This is a genomic window from Brevibacillus sp. FSL K6-2834, assembly GCF_038592925.1.
GTDB lineage: Bacteria > Bacillota > Bacilli > Brevibacillales > Brevibacillaceae > Brevibacillus > Brevibacillus borstelensis.
In genome coordinates, this window is sequence record NZ_CP151945.1 from 4,108,630 (window position 1) to 4,126,514 (window position 17,885).

The window sequence follows — 17,885 nt, forward strand, 5'->3', positions numbered from 1 at the left end:
AAAGAGAGGAAAAAACTTAAGATTTTCTGAAGATATGTTCAGCAAGCAAAAAAGAGGACTCGGCTCTTCCATACCGATTCCTCTTTCTCGCAACAAACGCTCCTATGATCCGAAAGTGAATGGCCGTTTTCCTGCAGGCAGGGCAAAAAAAGCGGCGGTTGCAGGCAGCAAGGGCTATATCCGTTTTTTGTGCTGCTTTAGCGCTCCAAGAGCCTCGAACATTTCTTCCTTCTCGATCATGCCAAGCTGGTACAGCTCGCGAATCTCATCTTCGAGCAAGATCAGATCACCTTCCGGATCTCCGGTATAGATGAAGAGGCTAAACCGCCGCAAAAAAGACTGCAGGTCAAATCCTTCACGTCCGTTCAACGCGATCCCTCCAGATCGGATTCCATCTGCGACAATACGGAATCGTAGTCGAATTCGACAGCAAATCCCGTAATCACGATAATGTTCGCTTGCGGATAAGCACGTTGCCAGCTTTCCTGTTCATCCGGCTTCAACCCTACGATGTAGAGCGAGTCGTGGGCGGATCGGCCGTCCGCTTCCCACTGCTGCAAAAACTGGCGGCACTCCTCTTGCTCGTAGGCGGCATTCAGGACGATGACATATCGGTCGATCTGCTGCGAATCCTTCTCCTCCTTCAGCAAGCGAAACGTCTTGGCGTTGGGGACCATTGCCCGAACCTCGCTGAAGCGGTCGAGAATTTCATCCAGCCAGTCATCCTCTTGCCAGGCCAGGTATACCATCATGGCGGTAGACATCATTCAACACTCCTACGTCGATTGCTCTTCCTATGACGATTTCATGTCATTTCAACAGTATACCATGTCTTGGCCCACTCGTCCCTTGGGCTTGCTTGACTTCATCCGACCGTTCACGTAAGGTGGAAACAGCATCACATTTTTTGCCGGAAAGAGGTAAGTGTTTGTGAAAAAGAAGTACCTCCCCTTACTGTTTCTGATCGCCTTCCTCACCATGCTGGGGTTCGGCATCATCATACCCATTTTGCCGTACTTTGCCGAAAACATTGGCGCTTCTTCCCTGCAAATCGGAATCTTGTTCGCCAGCTACAACGTCATGCAGTTGCTGTTTGCTCCCATCTGGGGGGCGCTTTCGGACCGCATCGGACGAAAGCCTCTGATCTCGTTTGGCCTGTTTGGCTTTTCCATCACGTTTATCCTGTTCGGGATAGCGGATACCTATACAGAAATGCTTGCATACCGGATTCTTGGAGGCATCGTCTCGGCTGCCGCATTGCCGACCGTAACTGCGATGGTGGCCGATGTCTTTCCCTCCGATGAACGCGCCAAAGGCATGGGGGTGATTGGCGCCGGAATCGGACTGAGCTTTGTATTCGGTCCGGCGATCGGCGGATTCCTCAGTCCGTATGGTTTCTCCGTTCCGTTTTTTGCTTCGGGCGGTGTGGCTTTTTTGACGTTCCTTATCATCTTATTCGCGCTCCCGGAAAGCTTGCCAAAGGAAAAGCGGACAGGGCAAACACGCGAAAAAAAGGGAAATGTCTTCTCCGTCCTGTTCGGTCCCCTGTCGCTGATGTACGGCATCATGTTTGTCGTCTCCTTTGCCTTTTCCGGCCTGGAGACCACCTTTGCCCTCTACATCAATCACCTGTACGGATTTACCTCGAAGGACCTCGGGTACATGTTTCTCGTCATGGGGATCATCTCCGCGTTTGTCCAGGGCGGACTGATCGGGAGACTGGTGAAGCGGCTGGGCGAGCCGCTCGTCCTGACGATCGGGCTTGCCTTGTACGGCATCGGTTTCTTCACGATTCCGCTCGCCGCCAGCTTCTGGACACTGGCTTTGACACTGTCGCTGTTCGGAGCCGGACAAGGCATGATTCGGGCGACCGGAACTGCCATGATTACACAGCGCACCTCACAGGGCCAGGGCGTAACGAGCGGCGCGATCAGCTCGATGGACAGTCTCGGCCGCATCCTCGGTCCGCTCGCCGGCGGCGCCGTCTACGGATGGTTTGCCAGCGGGCCGTTCATCATCGGAGGGGTGCTGATGGTCATCATGCTGGTGTTGTTCCGGACAAGGTACCACCGGTTGCCGGAGCGGGCAGAAGCGTGATCAGGCTGAATTTCATTAGTTACAAAACAATAAAAAGCAAAGCCGTCCTTTTCGGGAATGTGCTTTGCTTTTTATTGTTTGTGAGCATAATTGAAGAGGATGTAAGTCAAGCGAATACCACACATGCATTCCCCCTCTCCCAATCTCTCTTACAGCACGTATGGCAAAAGGTTGCAAAAGGTACGGAACCAAATGGATTCCGTACCTGGGAACTCACAAGCCCCTTCTCTTCCGAATCAGGGAGTCAGCCTTCCTGCATCTCCAGCCATTCCAGATACAGCCGTTCTCTTTCTGCCTCCACTGCTTCCAGCTCGGACTGCCACTCCATCAATTGCGTATAGTCATCGGAGCCTTGCGACAAAAGCTGCAAGAATTCATCCCGTCTTGCTTCCAGAGTCTCGATCCGCCGCTCCAGCTCCGCCAGCTTATACGTATTGATTCGCTTGGGAGAAGACTGCGGCGATGGCTGCTGAATTGCCATAGAGGGTGGTGTTTCGGGCATCGTATTTTCATTTGGAAGCGGACGTGTTTCGGTAGCGATCGCGGACGTGTCTTGCTTCTCGGTTTTGGCTCCTGCTCCTGGTGTTTGGCCCAAGCCAGGCTTCGCTTCTTCATTCGCCTTTATCGCCGACGCTCCTGGACGGCCCTGTCTCGAAGAGCCTCTTTCTCGCTCTTTTTCTTTTTCTTTCTCCAGCTTTCTCTTTTCGACCGCCTCCTGGAACGTGCCTTCATAGTGCATGAGCCTGCCTTCCTCGATCCAGAAAACACCGTTTACCATTTTCTGCAAAAAGTAGCGGTCATGCGAGACGATGAACAAGGACCCGCGGAAGTCAGCCAGCGCTTCCTCCAGCGTTTCGCGCGCCTCGATGTCCAGATGGTTGGTCGGTTCATCGAGAATGAGCAGGTTGATCTCCTGGTGCACAAGCTGGGCAAGGCGCAGTCTCATGCGCTCTCCGCCGCTCAATTGGCCGATTCGTTTAAACACATGCTCGCCGTAAAAGAGAAAGCGGGCAAGACGGTGGCGCGCCTCCGCTTCGGAGACGGCTGCTGTTTCCCGGAAAACGTCGATCACTCTCTGCTTTTGATCGCCTTCCAGCGCTTGCTGTGAAAGGTATCCGACCTTGACGCTGGCTCCCACTTTGACTGTGCCGCTGTCGGGGGCTACCTCCCCGAGCAGCATTTTGATAAACGTCGATTTCCCGCAGCCATTAGGGCCAAGCAGAGCTTTTCTTTCACCGTATCGGAGCAGCAGATCGGCCCCATTCATCAAGCATTTCTCCCCGTATGACTTGCACAGTCCGGAAGCGATCAGGACATCCTGGCCGCTGCGGTCCGTCTTTTGAAAGGACAGTCCCATCCGCTCTGCTTCCATCCGCGGACGTTCGATCCGCTCCAGCCTTGCCAGCGCTTTTTCCATGCTTTTGGCGCGGCGGTGAAACGCTTCATTCGGCGGATTAGAACGATTTCCCCACTCCTTCAAGCGCTTGATCGTCTCCTGCATTTTCTTGATCTTTTTCTGCTGCTCCTGGTAAGCCTCGAACTGGCGGAGCAGCCGCTCTTCCCTTTCCGTGACAAAATAGCTGTAATTGCCCAGGTAATGCTCCACCTCGCCCCCGTCCACATGGTAAATCGACGTGACGACGGCGTCGAGGAAAAAACGGTCATGGGAGATCAACAGGACTGTCCCTGCGTAGTCTTTGAGAAAGCCCTCCAGCCACTCCATGGCGTCTACATCCAAATGGTTGGTCGGCTCATCGAGAAGCAGCACATCGCTTCTCTCGCACAACAGCTTGGCAAGGCCGACCTTCGTTTTCTCTCCGCCGCTCAACTGTACGAACGGCGTTGACAGCAGCCACTCTTCGATGCCCAAGCCTTCGATCACCTGCGCCATGCGGACCTCCCACGTATACCCGCCCAACTGCTCAAAAGCTTCCTGCTTCTGCTGATAGCGATGGATCAGCCGCTCCAGATCGCGGTCCTCTGCGGTCACGAGGCTCATCTGCCGCTCCAGCTCCCGGATCTCCTGCTGCAAGCGGAGACCATCCGCAAAAGCGCTGGCGATCACGTCCTGTGCCGTCCAATTTTCCGGGTACTGCGGGTTTTGCGGCAAATAGGCCCAGACACTTCCCTTTGCCCTAAACAGCTCTCCTTGATCCTGCTGCTCCAATCCGGCCAACAGCTTGAACAGCGTAGTTTTTCCCGCTCCATTGGGGCCGACGAAGCCGACCCGCTCTCCTGCTTTGATCTCCAGCGTTACCCCTTCCAGTACGGGGTTTGCTCCATAGCCTTTATGAATGTTCTGTGCAGAAACGACGATCATGATTTTTTCCTCCTCAGGTCGGCTCACTTGAAATGTAAATGAAAACAGCAAAAAGCCGCAGGCATAAACCTGCGGCATCGGTTGCGTGTAGAAGATAAGGTGGTTGACGAACTATGATTCAGTTCGCCTTGTCACCTGCGGTTGCAAGTATCGATGCACGGTACGCCTGTTTTGTTCCGTTCGGTTGTATGACCAAAAAAGGGCAGACTTCCCCCTTGGAGCAAAAAATCATGTGTCATACTGCTGGTTTCCACAACAAACCAAGCTTGAACGGTTCCAAACACGTACCTGCACCTCCTTCCTGAGGATGAGCATTTTCCAATATTTTCACTATACACGACTCTTTTTAAAAAGACAACTGGGCAGCCGCTTAAATTGAATACGGCAAACCTGTCGGCTTTCGCTTCAAAAAAGAGGGCAAGGCCGGCTGATCCCGTGTGGGGCAATCGCCTGCTCTGACACCCATTGCTTGACCGAATTCCGGATTACATCCCTTGCGCCCCTTCAAACAACGGCTTTTTCGTATTGGCATCCAGCACGAGCAGCGTTGTATACGGCGGCAGCTTAACCTTGGCCACGATAAACGGATACGAAATCACTTGCGCATACATCCGGCCCGGCTCCGGCTTGGTCAGCTTCACGTACACCTTCAGCTGCTCCCAGCTCATTTCCGTATTCACGATTTCGATGCCGTAACCGGGGTTGGGCGCCTGACCGCGGGCGATCACGTACAAATCACCCTTTTGATGCACGCCCTGCGTCCCTTTTACCTGCTGGACAAACGCTTTTTCGTCCTCGCTCAGCGAAGCGAGGTCCACTTGCTTGAACTCTTCATTTCCCACTGGCGCCACGATTTCCACCGTCCTCGTTTGGGGATTCCATTTCAACTCGTACCCGCTTTTCTCCGTCATCCATCTGAGCGGCACATACATTTGCTTGTTGTGGAGAATCGCGCCCTGGTCGATCTCCGACCACTTGTTGTCGACAGCGACCCGCTTCGTGTTTATCTGAAAGGAGATAGTCTTTCCGTCAGGCAGAGTGACAGCGACCTCTTTTTGATTGTTGCTGGCTTGCCACTTTGCTTGCAGGATGCCCGCCATGTCTTCAATCGCCAAATACGTACGGCCGTCGATGATGATGGCTGGCTGCTTCAACTGCAAAGCCTGCCCGTTTACGGAAATTTGTGTGTTGCTTGCCGGACTGGCGGCTGCGTTGCCGGATGCATTCCCCGCAGCGCCCACAGGTACTGCCATCAAAAGTTGAAGCCCGATCAAACAAGCGATTGCACGTTTTCCTCTCATGTTCAATTCCTCCATTAATACAGCCGGTTTACCTTGTTTGACTGTGTATCGCCATGAAACGTTTCACAATCAATCAAAACAATCTTCATGAAGGAGAGTGCCCGTTATCGCAAGAAAAAATTACCCACCATGATGACAGCAGGGATGGAAACGAGGGCCAGCAGGGTCGAAAAAACCGTCGTCATCGCCCCCATCTCTTCATCTGCCGCGTATCGCGCGAACAGGATCGATGCCATCGTCAGCGTCGGCATCGCTACCTGGATGATCGCGACACGGGTAATCTCCCCATCCAAATGGAGAACGGACAGCAGCAAAGCAGCGGACAGCGGAAAGACGATCAGCTTGAAGGTCAGCGGCATGCCCAGAACCGGGAGTGAGAAATGGGGCTTTTTCCTGAGCAGCAGCGGCAGCAGCATCCCTATGTACATCATCGCAAGCGGAGAAGCCAGCTTTGCCAGCGTGCCGACCAGATGCTTGACCGGCTCCGGAGGCATGAATCCCGCCATGGCCGCTCCCAGTCCGAGAACGATGGCGATCATCGGAATATTGACCATCGCCTTCAAGCCTTTCAGACTAAAGGCCCCTTTTTCCTGGAGCATCATTACCGCTACGGTCCACATCACGACGTCCACCCCCGCATCAAATACGGCTGCCAAAAGCGCTCCTTTTGGCCCGAACAGCGCCGCGCAGAGCGGGAGTCCGATAAAGCCCGTATTCCCCAATCCGGAGAGAATCGCCATCTCGCGCCGTTTCTTTTCCGGCAAAGGCAAGGTCCGCGCCCCCAGCCAACCGAGCAGGATGCCGAGACAATTCAATAGTACGGAAATACCAAAAATGATAACAATTTGCGTCATCGTCTGGCTGTCGATCGGCGTCTGGAACACCCCGTCCAAAATGATGCACGGCATAGCCACGTTGACGATAATCGTGATGATGAGCTGACGGGATTCCCCCGTCAGCGGTTGACGATATCCGATCACACTTCCAATCGCAATGATCACCGCCATCAGCAGAATCGATTGGAGCAGCAGCGATATTTCCATATATGAGTGCCTCCCTTGCTACATCTCCACCGATATCCAGGTCAGTCCCGACGGCTGTCCTTTTTCGCAGGTACGCAAAAGATCGCCCAATACAGGTATGGCCTGTTCCAATTCGATACACCAGGAAGCCGGAAAAGAAACATCCGCCCCTTCGATCGTCAAGGTGCTCATCGTTCCGGCCGGCTTGTCGGCGGTCAAAACGTAATGGCGCGCCTCAGGCTCATGCTCTTTCCACTGGACCAGAATTTGGCCCTGATTACCGCCGGCTACCACCAGGTCGACATGATCGCCGTATGCGGCATGGACCAGCGTCCTCGACGTACCGTTCAACTGGGCGATTTCCTTCAATACTTCATGCCAGCCCATGTGATTCTGGTCCTGGCCGCTCGCATCCGTATACATCCGCCAATCGTTTAGCATGCTGTTCTTCTCCTTTATTTGCGACAAAAATAATGACGACAAAGTGATGTTCATATATAACAGTACCCCCGTGCAAAACGAACGGGGGCAATGATACTCGTCCTTATTTTACGCTTCTTCCTTCACATACTCAACTACCACTTCGGTTCCAAGGCCGCCGCGCGCATTCCAGACGGCGACGATGCGCATGTACAGCGGATCGCAGCACGCCACCAGATCGTTTAATATCCGGTTCGTCGCATGCTCCTGATATATTCCGACATTGCGGTACGAGGTCAAATAGTACTTCAGCGACTTCATCTCAATCAGCTTTTCATTTGGCACGAGATAAATTTTCAGGTCTGCGAAGTCTGGCAGACCCGACCACGGACAAACAGATGTAAATTCATTCGTAGGCATCATGATTTCGGTACGCTTTCCCACATATTCGTACGGAATCGTCTCGAGAATGTCGACCAGAATCGCCGATTCATCCTGTGTATCAAAACGAATGCTGTTGTACTTGCTGTGATTGTGCTCCACTGTTGCCATTTCCTTCATCGGTCCTTTCCATTTTTATTGTGTGTGATCGGGAAGCTTTGTTGCGTGATCGGGAAGCTCCTTGTGCCTTTTCCCCGCTTCAACCGGCCAAGCCAGAGACAGCTCGCTGCCTTCTCGCTCCTTTGACGACCAGATAGGACAACGGCGTATCCACGACGGCAATCATCGTTTTCACCAAATACTGAAACATGATCATCTGCAGCAAGGCATCTGTCGGCATCGTCCCGTAAAAAGCGATGACGATAAAGATCGATGTGTCGAGCAACTGACTGATTGCAGTCGATACGTTTTTGCGCAGCCAGAAATGCTTCTCCCCCGTCCGCCGCTTAATGAAATGAAAGACCTTGACGTCAGCCATTTGCGCGGCAAAATAGGACAGCATGCTGGCAATGACTACGCGCGCGGAGGAAGCCATGACGGATTCGTACGACTCCTGGAGCGGCCAAAAGCCGGCAGGAGGCAGAAGAATCGTCGCCTGGACAAAAAGGAGCATCAGAGCGTTGGCCCAAAAGCCTGCGTAGACGACCTGGCGCGCCCGTGCCTCCCCGTACAGCTCGCTGATCGCGTCTGTCAACAGATACGTCAGCGGATACCCAATCACCGCGGCTGGCAAAATCACGCCCCACAGGTCAATGACCTTTGCCGAAACGATGTTGGCAACAACCAGCAACGTCATGAACGTCGCTGTCAGGTAGAGAAAACGCTTCTCTTCCGGTGGAAAATTCATCGGATCAGTTCCTCCTAAAGCGAAGAGCAATCAGCCCGCCTCGATCCTGCTCACCTACGCAAAAAAGCCGCCTCCACGCGAAATGCAGGAGAGCGGCTTCCATAAGAACAGACCTTAGGCAATTGACTGCTCTCCCCTAGTTTTGTTTTACGAGAGGTGGGGATTCCGAACTCTCGCGTCTCGTAGACTTATAACAGGATATCAAATGGACATCCTTTTTAGAAGAGGGAGTTTCTGTTCCTTTTCACCTTGTCCGTGCTTTTCTTCTCCCTCGCACTCTTTTCATTGACAAATAGAAGAAAGGCTTTTAGTATGAATCCATAAAATCATATCAACTTAGTGGGGGATTCACGATGAAAAAACTTGTTTTCACAGCATTAATTTCGACTTTACTGCTCGGAATTGCTGGATGCGGCAACTCTACAGCGCCTGCAAACCCAAATCAATCCGCAGCTCCTGACCAATCGGCGGCTGCTCCTCAAAATCTGTTGGAAAAAGTAAAAGCCGAGGGCAAACTGGTGATCGGCACAGAAGGCACCTATGCTCCCTTTACCTTCCACGACCAGTCCGGCAAGCTGACCGGCTATGACATCGACGTGGCTACGGAAGTAGCGAAGCGCCTTGGTGTAGAACCGGTCTTTCAGGAGACGCAATGGGATGCCATGTTTGCGGGACTCGATTCCAAGCGGTTTGACCTGATCGCCAATGAGGTCGGCATTCGTCCCGACCGTCAGGAGAAATACGACTTTTCTTCCCCGTATTCCGTTTCCCGCGCTGTGCTCGTCGCTCATAAAGACAACGAGACGGTAAAGGATTTTCCTGACATCAAAGGCCTCAAAGCCGGGCAATCGATGACAAGCAACTACGCCGACATGGCTCGCGAGCTGGGCGCCGAAATCGTCGCGGTGGACAACTTCAACAACGCCATCGAGCTGATCGCAAGCAGACGCGTCGATGTGGTGCTGAACGACAACCTGTCTGTTCTCGACTTCCTGAAGCAAAAGCCGGATACCCCGATCAAAATCGTCAAAGTCAAAGAAGAAGGCCTCAATTGCGGCTTCATGTTCCGCAAAGGCACCAGCAACGAACTGATCGAGGAGATCAACAAAGCGCTGGATGCCATGCATAAGGATGGCACGCTGAAGCAGATTTCGGAAAAATGGTTTGGCGAGGACATTTCCAAGTAAGCTCATTGCCCTTGACCAGGTGGCACGGTCTCTTTTCCCGTCGGAGAAGAGATCTGCCACTTTTCTTCTGCATGATGGAACCGATTGACAGCCGACGCTTTTTCGCAGCCCTTTAGAGCTGATTTCTTTATTGACAAAACAGGCAAAGACTTTTAGTATGTTCTAAACAAATCACATCGGTTTAGTGGGGGATTATTTATGAAAAAATTATTGTTTTCCGCACTCATCTCCTCTCTTATGTTTGGCATCGTGGGATGCGGCTCGTCCGGCACTGCTTCGACAACGAATAACGCCGCTCCGGCCCCTGCTCCTGCACAGGCCCCTTCCGAGCAAAAGGCAGAACAAAACCTGTTGGATAAAGTAAAAGCCGAAGGGAAACTGGTGATTGGTACGGAAGGGACGTATGCCCCCTTTACTTTCCACGACCAATCCGGCAAGCTGACCGGTTTTGACGTAGAAGTGATCAGCGAAGTGGCCAAACGTCTCGGGGTGGAACCGGTCTTCCAGGAAACACAGTGGGATGCCATGTTCGCCGGCCTCGACTCCAAGCGGTTTGACCTCGTCGCCAACCAGGTCGGCATCCGCCCGGATCGTCAGGAGAAATACGATTTTTCCAACCCCTACACCGTGTCGACTGCTGTACTGGTGACACATAAGGACAACAACACCGTCACTGGCTTTGACAGCATCAAAGGATTGAAAGCAGCGCAAACCTTGACCAGCAATCTGACAGACATCGCCAAGCAAAACGGCGCAGAAATCGTCGCTGTGGAGGGCTTCAACCAAGCGATCGACCTACTTGTCTCCAAGCGTGTCGACGTCACGATCAATGACGGCTTGTCCCTGCTCGATTTTCTGAAGCAAAAGCCGGATACCCCGATCAAGATTATTGCCAAGCATCCGGACGGGGCGAAAAACGGTTTTCTGTTCCGCAAAGGCAGCACCGAGCTCGTAGAGGCGGTCAACAAAGCGCTTGACGATATGATGAAAGACGGTACGTTCCAACAAATCTCCGAGAAATGGTTTGGTGCAGATGTTTCTAAGTAACCTGTTTGGCAACCCGGAACGCTTTGACAGATGGGTAGAGATTGCGCAGAGCTCCTTTTGGCCGCTTCTGAAAGGCGCTCTGACGTACTCCCTGTCCCTCTCCCTGATTTCGTTCGCCATCGGGCTGGTCATCGCCATCCTGACGGCGCTGGCCCGAATTTCCGGCAACAAAGTGCTGGTGGGCGTCGCCCGCACGTACGTTTCGATCATTCGCGGAACGCCGTTGCTGGTGCAACTGTTCATCATCTTTTTCGGTCTGCCCAGCATCGGCGTTACGATCGATTCGTTCCCATCAGCGGTGATCGGCTTCTCTCTCAATGTCGGCGCCTACGCTTCGGAAGTGGTCCGGGCCGCGATCCTGTCCATACCAAAGGGACAGTGGGAAGCCGGCTATTCACTCGGCATGACGTATCGGCAAGCGCTGGTGCGCATTATCCTGCCGCAGGCGGCGCGCGTGTCTGTCCCGCCTCTGTCCAACTCGTACATCAGCTTGGTAAAGGATACGTCGCTCGCTGCGGCTATCCTCGTTCCCGAGATGTTTCGCAAAGCGCAGGAGATCGCAGCGGCTACGTATGAACCGCTCCTGGTCTACTCAGAAGCGGCACTGATCTACTGGCTGATCTGTCTGGTACTCTCGGCGATCCAGGATCGCATCGAGCACAGGCTTGACCGCTACGTCGCCTAGAGGGGAGCATACGCATGATAACTATCAGCAACATTCATAAACGATTTCACGATCTGCACGTCCTCAAGGGCATCTCGCTGACGGTAGAGAAAGGAAAGGTCGTCGTCATCATCGGGCCGTCCGGTTCCGGCAAAACGACGCTGCTCCGCTGCCTGAACGCTCTGGAGATCCCGACCGAGGGCAGCGTGCAAATCGGCGATGTCCAGCTTGACTTTTCCCGCAAAGTCGCAAAATCGGATATCCCGAAGCTGCGCAAGCAGACCGGGATGGTCTTCCAAAGCTACAATTTGTTCCCGCACATGACGGCGCTGCAAAATGTCATGGAAGGCCCCGTCACCGTAAAAGGAGAAAAACCGGAGACCGCAAGAGGCAAGGCGGCGCAGCTGCTGTCCAAGGTAGGACTGGCTGACAAGCTCGACCACTACCCTGCTCAGCTATCCGGCGGCCAGCAGCAGCGTGTCGGGATCGCCCGCGCTCTCGCCATGGACCCGAAAGTAATGCTGTTTGACGAGCCTACCTCCGCGCTCGACCCCGAGCTGGTCGGCGAAGTGCTAAAGGTCATGAAGGAGCTGGCTGTCGAAGGGATGACCATGGTGGTCGTCACGCATGAGATGGCATTTGCGCGCGAAGTGGCAGATGAAGTCATCTTTATGGACCAGGGCGTGATCGTCGAGCGCGGTGCGCCGGAGCAATTGTTTACGAGCCCGAAAGAAGAGCGGACCCGCCAGTTCCTCCAGCATTTGAAAAAATAATTCGCTGCGTGCAAGCTATTGATTTCTGTTATCTTGTGATAGCTTTCCCGCATCGTCTATGTAAAAGAAAGAAGACTCGCTTCCTTGGAAAGCAGGGTCTTCTTTCTTTTTTACAAATTAGTCGTCCAGGAACGCGAAGATCAAAACAATGATCAGGATGATCCAGATGAAATTGTTATTGTGAAAACCTCCGCTCATTTGCATGGCCTCCTCTGTGATTGTCTGAAGCAGGCGTCAGAAATGGCGACGCCGCTCCTTTTCACAGAATATGAGAGAGTCCCCCTGTTCGTATGGATGCTCGTCTACAAGACAAAAAATCAGGCCAAAAAAGGCTCCAGACCTCCCCTTTCCAAAAAATTAACAAAGCCTTTATCGTTTCTCTATTTGTTCTTAACATGAAAAACCTATGATGGGAGGTGTCAGACCCTACGATGGACATATCGTCCTCCATTGCCGTCCGTTGACCCCCTTTCAACGGGCGGTCTTTTTCCGACCACATGCGGCACTTCCCCGGAAGCCCGCTTTTTTGCTGCCCTGACCTATGGGCACCACAAGCAGGAAAAGCCAAAACAGGGCAGAACCTCATGATAGGATAGGGAAGTGCGTGACTTGAAGCCATTACTCACCATCTGTCGTTTTCAAATAGCGAAGGTGCGGTTGCAACTGGGGACAGCTTGCGGAGGCTCCCGTTAGTCTCGGATCGGAGGGAAAGAATGAACGTGAAAGAAAACAGACCAGCTTTGCTCAAGCCCGGCTTGTTTGGCATCGAGGCTGCGGCCGACAGACGCCGCAACGAATTTGATTTCCACAATGAGGCCTTGCTGCATCACCAAAGGAAAATTGATTTTGTCTTTTTCGGGGACTCGATTACGCACTGGTGGGACGTCGACACCTATTTCGGCGGTGCAGGCCGTGTCATAGTCAACCGGGGAATCGGCGGAGATACGACCGCTTTTGCCCTGCGTCGGTTTGCCGCTGATGTGGTGCAGCTCCGCCCTGCTTACGCGATCATCCTTCTCGGCATCAATAACACGTGGGCCCTGGACGAGTGGCTGCCAGAGGACCGCAAGCAGCCGGAGCTCATACAGCAAGAAATCGTCGACGATCTGGCTGCCATGTTGACGCAAGCCAGAGAAAACGGGATTGCTCCGATTCTCTGTTCCCTGCTTCCGACCCGGATGGAGCGCTACGCCAAAAACAGCTTGCGAAACGAGCTGGTCGCCAGCATCAATAAAGCCTTGCAGGAATACGCACGCGCTGAAAACATCATCTTTGTGGACTACCACCGGCACATGACTGACGAAGACGGTCTCACTTTGCGGGAGGAGCTCGCCGATGACGGCCTCCATCCTCATGTGCTCGGATACGACCTGATGGCCCGGGCCCTGCGGGAGACGCTGGCCGCACACGGGATCGAAATCGGATAAGGACAAGAAGACAGCAAAAAAGGACAGCCCGCCTCCCGAGCTGTCCTTTCTTCTGTATGAGGTTATTCCATCATCCGTACCAGCTTGCGCGATACGAGCAGGAGCACCAGCCCCAGTACAATCGCCATCAAACCGATGATACCAAACACTTCAAAGTATCCGAGCGACTGTGTAAAAGCGGCCAATTGGCCGGCCAGGATGTTTGCCACTCCGGAGCTTGCCAGCCATACGCCCATCAACAGCGAGGCGAGTTTGACCGGAGCGATCTTGCTGACCATCGACAGCCCGACAGGAGACAGGAACAGCTCACCGAGCGTATGCATGAGGTAGGTCAACACAATAATCATAATATTTGACTTTGTCAGGATGTTGTTTTCGTCGCTTCCGGTCTGCATGACAGCCAGCAGCAAAATCATGTACCCGAGACCGAGCAGGATCATTCCCAGTCCCATCTTCGTAGGAATATTCAAGTCGCCTCGCTTGCTGTTGGCCAGCTTCACCCACAGCATGGAGATAACGGGTGCCAAAAGCACAATAAACAACGGATTCAAGGATTGAAACCAAGAGGTCGGAACCTCCCAGCCGCCAATGGTACGATCGACAAACAGGTCTGTGTACAGTGTCAAAGAGCTCCCCGCCTGTTCAAATCCTGCCCAGAAAAAGACGACAAAACAGGCCAAAATGACGATGACGGCGGTTCTTTGCTTCTCCTTCTTGGTGAGCGGCCGATTGGCGGCTTCCTGCTGCCCCGGAGCTTCACTCTTTCCGAGCGGCTGTTTGCCGATATCCCCCAGGTAGCGGTTGCCAAGCAGGTTGAAAGCGATCTGACCGATCACCATCCCGATGGCGGCAGCCAAAAACCCGTACTTGAAGCCGTACATTTCCACACCGTCCAGCGCGGTCTTGAAGTGCTCCTCCGCCAAATAGCCGCAGATCAGCGGTGCGAAGAGCGCTCCCACGTTGATCCCCATGTAGAAAATCGTAAACGCGGCATCCCTGCGCTTGTCATTTTCGGGGTAAAGCTCACCGACCAGCGTAGAGATATTCGGCTTGAAGAAACCGTTTCCAATAATCAGGAGAACAAGGCCCAGATACAATCCAGTTGTGCTCTGTACGGCGAACAGAAGAAAGTTCCCCACTGCCATGGTAATACCGCCCATGGTAATCGCCAGTCTTCTGCCGAGATACCGGTCCGACAAATACCCGCCGATGATCGGCGTAAAGTAAACGGCACCGGTAAACAAGCCGTAGATGCTCAACGCCAAGCCCTTTTCAAAGCCTAGTCCGCCGCTGATCAGCGCTGTGGTCAAATACAGGGTTAACAGGGCGCGCATGCCGTAATAGCTAAAGCGTTCCCAAAGCTCCGTAAAGAACAACAAATACAATCCTGGAGGATGTTTTTGTTTCCCTTGCTGTGAGTTCACAGTTGCGTCCATTGATGTCCCTCCCAGATGTCAGACAACTATCGTATGAATCATATCACAGTTTTCTCGAATATACTTTTATTAAAAATATTAACTACTTTTTTATAATTGTTAAATTTATATAGAATAATGATATGTCAACCTTGTCATTCCTAGTTATTTTTTATGCTGTACTCCATCTCTTTGTTTACTATTTGTTAAAAAGTGGAGGATTATACAGGCCAGAAAGGGAGTGGCCCGATTTCCTGACATCAGGAAAACGACGCAGATCTTTTCCTGGATCGGAAAGTCCCCCGTCGTTGTATTCCCGTGACACATCGCTTTAGCCATTTCCCTTTCGGTTCACCACTTTTTCGGCTTCTGCTGAAAGTGGCCTTCTCCGCCGCTTGATCAGCCCAATGATCAAGGTCAGAGCAGGAAGCAAAATCTGCATGGTCGCCGAGTAAAACGGCTCAGAGGTGGTAAACAGATTGATCAGATCAGCGAATCCCGGAGCAAGCCACAAGCTGAACACGATGATCAGAATGCCGACGGAATAGACGATCGGCCGGTAATCCGAAAGGTGAAAGCATTGAGCCACACTGATAACGGTCACATAGTACCACATCGAGATTTGAAAAAAACCGCCCATGACCCACAGCGCCATTACCATGGCATCGAGATGCTCCAAAAATTCTGCCATGCTGATATAGTGGGATGCATTGAAGACCGGAAAAAACATCCTTCCGGTTATTTCTCCAAACAGAAACAGAGCGGACAGATTCGCGATGACCATCGTGACCAGCATCAATGCAACGGCCCACATCCCCGCTCTCAACGCTTTATGCGTTTCCTCTGCACGCAGATGCGGAAAGAGAAAGGAAATAAAGAGAAATTCCATAAACCAGGTTAACGGCGTTACGGCACCAGCCAGGGAAGGTCTAAGCCCGTTCTCCATAACGGGAAGCATATGAGTCGGCTCATACCGCGGAATGAGCAGCAAAACAATCCCGATCAAAAAGAGACCAAAGAGCGGACCGAGCAAGAGAGAAAAGCGCCCCAACACCTCGATCCCGGAGCGCACTGCGAATGCTGCCGTGAGCACGATGCTGCCCATCACGACCACAATCGGCGTTTTCAGCAAGATCGTTCCGACGATAAATTCGCCGTATTCACGGACAATCAGGCCTGCTCCGTGCACCAAAAAAAGAATGTACAGAAGAGCAGCTGCCTTTCCCAAACGGGGTCCCAGAACCGCCTCTCCGGTTTGAATGATCGATTTGCCGGGGGTCAACCTGTAAAGCGACCAAGCCAGCCATACAGCCAAAAAACCGGACAGCGACCCCCAAAAGGGAGAAATCCACATGTCTTGCTTTGCTTCCTTCGCTGTAATCGCCGGAATGATAAGAATGGCCGTAGCCCCGACCATCAAATACATCGACAGGCACATTTGCAGAACAGAAATTTTGCCTCGATCCAGCATGTCCATTACTCCCCTGCGTTACCGGACCCTTTCCCGATCAAGGGATAAAGCGGTCTGTAAAGGAAATCCACGAGCTGGGTCAGTCCTGGCATTTCCGGAAAAAAAATCAGCAAGCTTCCCAGCCCCCATCCTGTCACTGTGATGACCAAAAATACGGTTCGTTCCCGCTTCATTTCTGCCGTCAACCGCGGAAGCTCGTACCATGCAAGCACGAGTGCCAAAACGGTCAGCGCGGCTACACCCACCCACTTCAATATGCCCCAGCCCCTTTTTTATTGATGGGGATTGGACACCCCGGGTCGCAGCACTTCGGCTGTCGACTGAATGTCCACCTCGATCTCGGAGAAGGTGCGTTCCCAATCTGCTACGGCTTTTTTCCATTCCTGCGGGTACTTTCGATGAAAGACGCCGGAAAAATCGAACACGTCCGCATGCAGGACATTCTGTGCTTTGTTCAGGGAAGCTTTTATGACCGACCGAGTATATGCGGCGGCGTAGGACTCTACGATGGAGACATCTGCCGGTATGGTCATATTCAGATTCGTCGTATTTTGTCTGACATCGTATTCGGCGTGCAGTTTGACCTGCATGGACCACTTGCTGTTTTTGACCTGCGGGCTGAGAACTGCCCTGCCCCTGACCATCTTCAGAGAAACATATCCCTTATGCTTTTCGATCGGAATGGTGATCATGACAAATTTGATCCTGTTTCGAAGCCACAGCACCCCTTGCGCTTCCCTCTCGTCCATTTGCCCCGCCCACTTCCCTTTTTTCAGCACGCCCATTCCGTAGATGTAGGGAACTGGCCCGCCATCTTGCTCCGGCAATGTTGCCACCAGGGGAATGATCGATACTTTTGCCGGATTCTCCATCATCTGGGCCAGCTCTTTTAAGGTCACGCCTTCACCTTTTTGGGCCTTGGCGATCTCTTCGAGCGACTTGGAGCTGCTTCTCTCAAGCGGCGGCTTTTGCTTCAAAATATCTTTGGCCTTGCCTCTGCTCACGAACAAATAGGCAAGCCCGCGAGGACCCGGCTGCCGAAAAAAATAATCGACATGGCCTTCAATTCCCGTTCTTGCGATGTCCCTGCCAAAGATAAACACCTCCGTATGGCCCCAAAAAACTTGTGCGGAAAGCGTGTCCTGCAGACTTTCTACCGCGTCGGCCAGAGTGATGCCTGTCGCTGATTGCACGACGGTTTGGTCGGCCTCTTCCTGCTGTCTGCCCGCGTGATTGACATAGAGCTGGACCGATAGCTCTACCTTTTTGTCTTCGGTCAGGTCGACACCCGCTGCAGTAATAATCGCGATGTCATTAATTTCTTTGCGATCCCAACAACCGGTCAAGCCAAGCAGCAGAAGAACGACTCCAAGCAACCGGTACACCTTCACTCCTTGCCGCTCCTCCTTCATCCGACAGCCTTTTTCATCCTCGTCTTCGCCGCTCCTTCTGC

The 17,885-nt window shown here is 52.8% G+C and carries 18 protein-coding genes; 6 read left to right on the forward strand and 12 right to left on the reverse strand.

Annotation, left to right across the window (positions count from 1 at the left end):
- Positions 1 to 174 precede the first annotated feature (174 nt).
- Positions 175 to 369 (reverse strand): YqgQ family protein, encoded by a 195-nt coding sequence (locus tag NST96_RS20335; protein ID WP_342404346.1) that lies wholly within the window; start codon positions 367 to 369, stop codon positions 175 to 177.
- On the reverse strand, positions 366 to 764 hold the full coding sequence (locus NST96_RS20340; protein WP_024983871.1) for a hypothetical protein: 399 nt from the start codon (positions 762 to 764) through the stop codon (positions 366 to 368). The genes NST96_RS20335 and NST96_RS20340 overlap by 4 nt, the downstream gene beginning before the upstream one ends.
- A 166-nt stretch (positions 765 to 930) precedes the next feature.
- Here NST96_RS20340 and NST96_RS20345 point away from each other — a divergent pair, with 166 nt between their 5' ends.
- Positions 931 to 2,097, forward strand: coding sequence for a tetracycline resistance MFS efflux pump (locus tag NST96_RS20345; protein ID WP_003389061.1), 1,167 nt, complete (start codon positions 931 to 933; stop codon positions 2,095 to 2,097).
- Positions 2,098 to 2,341: 244 nt separating this feature from the next.
- Here NST96_RS20345 and abc-f read toward each other — a convergent pair whose 3' ends face one another.
- The 6 genes from abc-f to NST96_RS20375 all read right to left on the reverse strand — a co-directional run bounded on the left by abc-f (position 2,342) and on the right by NST96_RS20375 (position 8,448).
- Positions 2,342 to 4,417, reverse strand: a complete 2,076-nt coding sequence (gene abc-f / locus NST96_RS20350; protein WP_243014053.1) for an ABC-F type ribosomal protection protein — start codon at positions 4,415 to 4,417, stop codon at positions 2,342 to 2,344.
- A gap of 485 nt (positions 4,418 to 4,902) precedes the next feature.
- Positions 4,903 to 5,718 (reverse strand): stalk domain-containing protein, encoded by an 816-nt coding sequence (locus NST96_RS20355; protein WP_172920257.1) that lies wholly within the window; start codon positions 5,716 to 5,718, stop codon positions 4,903 to 4,905.
- A 104-nt stretch (positions 5,719 to 5,822) separates the two neighbouring features.
- On the reverse strand, positions 5,823 to 6,761 hold the full coding sequence (locus tag NST96_RS20360) for an AEC family transporter (protein ID WP_003389058.1): 939 nt from the start codon (positions 6,759 to 6,761) through the stop codon (positions 5,823 to 5,825).
- An 18-nt stretch (positions 6,762 to 6,779) separates the two neighbouring features.
- Entirely contained in the window at positions 6,780 to 7,181 is a 402-nt protein-coding gene (locus NST96_RS20365) for a hypothetical protein (protein ID WP_251255131.1), read from the reverse strand.
- A 108-nt stretch (positions 7,182 to 7,289) separates the two neighbouring features.
- A complete protein-coding gene (gene queF / locus NST96_RS20370; protein WP_003389056.1) occupies positions 7,290 to 7,721 on the reverse strand; it encodes a preQ(1) synthase in 432 nt (143 codons plus the stop codon).
- A gap of 79 nt (positions 7,722 to 7,800) precedes the next feature.
- Positions 7,801 to 8,448 (reverse strand): queuosine precursor transporter, encoded by a 648-nt coding sequence (locus NST96_RS20375; protein ID WP_024983868.1) that lies wholly within the window; start codon positions 8,446 to 8,448, stop codon positions 7,801 to 7,803.
- A 353-nt stretch (positions 8,449 to 8,801) separates the two neighbouring features.
- Between NST96_RS20375 and NST96_RS20380 the strand changes: the two genes are divergently transcribed.
- The 5 genes from NST96_RS20380 (at position 8,802) to NST96_RS20400 (ending at position 13,546) form a co-directional block, all read left to right on the forward strand.
- The gene (locus tag NST96_RS20380; protein WP_031933150.1) at positions 8,802 to 9,635 is read left to right on the forward strand and encodes a transporter substrate-binding domain-containing protein; all 834 of its coding nucleotides are present in this window, start codon (positions 8,802 to 8,804) and stop codon (positions 9,633 to 9,635) included.
- 198 nt (positions 9,636 to 9,833) lie between these two features.
- Positions 9,834 to 10,682: an amino acid ABC transporter substrate-binding protein gene (locus NST96_RS20385; protein WP_003389051.1), complete on the forward strand. Its 849-nt coding sequence runs from the start codon at positions 9,834 to 9,836 to the stop codon at positions 10,680 to 10,682.
- Positions 10,669 to 11,367, forward strand: a complete 699-nt coding sequence (locus tag NST96_RS20390; protein ID WP_003389050.1) for an amino acid ABC transporter permease — start codon at positions 10,669 to 10,671, stop codon at positions 11,365 to 11,367. The genes NST96_RS20385 and NST96_RS20390 overlap by 14 nt, the downstream gene beginning before the upstream one ends.
- Positions 11,368 to 11,381: 14 nt before the next feature.
- On the forward strand, positions 11,382 to 12,119 hold the full coding sequence (locus NST96_RS20395; RefSeq protein ID WP_003389049.1) for an amino acid ABC transporter ATP-binding protein: 738 nt from the start codon (positions 11,382 to 11,384) through the stop codon (positions 12,117 to 12,119).
- 713 nt (positions 12,120 to 12,832) lie between these two features.
- On the forward strand, positions 12,833 to 13,546 hold the full coding sequence (locus NST96_RS20400) for a GDSL-type esterase/lipase family protein (RefSeq protein WP_035979499.1): 714 nt from the start codon (positions 12,833 to 12,835) through the stop codon (positions 13,544 to 13,546).
- Positions 13,547 to 13,608: 62 nt separating this feature from the next.
- On the opposite strand, the gene NST96_RS20405 is transcribed toward NST96_RS20400, so the two are convergent.
- The 4 genes from NST96_RS20405 to NST96_RS20420 all read right to left on the reverse strand — a co-directional run bounded on the left by NST96_RS20405 (position 13,609) and on the right by NST96_RS20420 (position 17,844).
- Positions 13,609 to 14,982, reverse strand: coding sequence for a peptide MFS transporter (locus NST96_RS20405; protein WP_003389045.1), 1,374 nt, complete (start codon positions 14,980 to 14,982; stop codon positions 13,609 to 13,611).
- Between the two features lie 310 nt (positions 14,983 to 15,292).
- Positions 15,293 to 16,432, reverse strand: coding sequence for an endospore germination permease (locus NST96_RS20410; RefSeq protein WP_157211826.1), 1,140 nt, complete (start codon positions 16,430 to 16,432; stop codon positions 15,293 to 15,295).
- Positions 16,433 to 16,437: 5 nt separating this feature from the next.
- Complete coding sequence (locus NST96_RS20415; RefSeq protein ID WP_227278493.1) at positions 16,438 to 16,677, reverse strand: hypothetical protein; 240 nt, start codon at positions 16,675 to 16,677, stop codon at positions 16,438 to 16,440.
- A 27-nt stretch (positions 16,678 to 16,704) separates the two neighbouring features.
- Positions 16,705 to 17,844: a Ger(x)C family spore germination protein gene (locus NST96_RS20420; protein ID WP_024983863.1), complete on the reverse strand. Its 1,140-nt coding sequence runs from the start codon at positions 17,842 to 17,844 to the stop codon at positions 16,705 to 16,707.
- Positions 17,845 to 17,885: the final 41 nt, after the last annotated feature.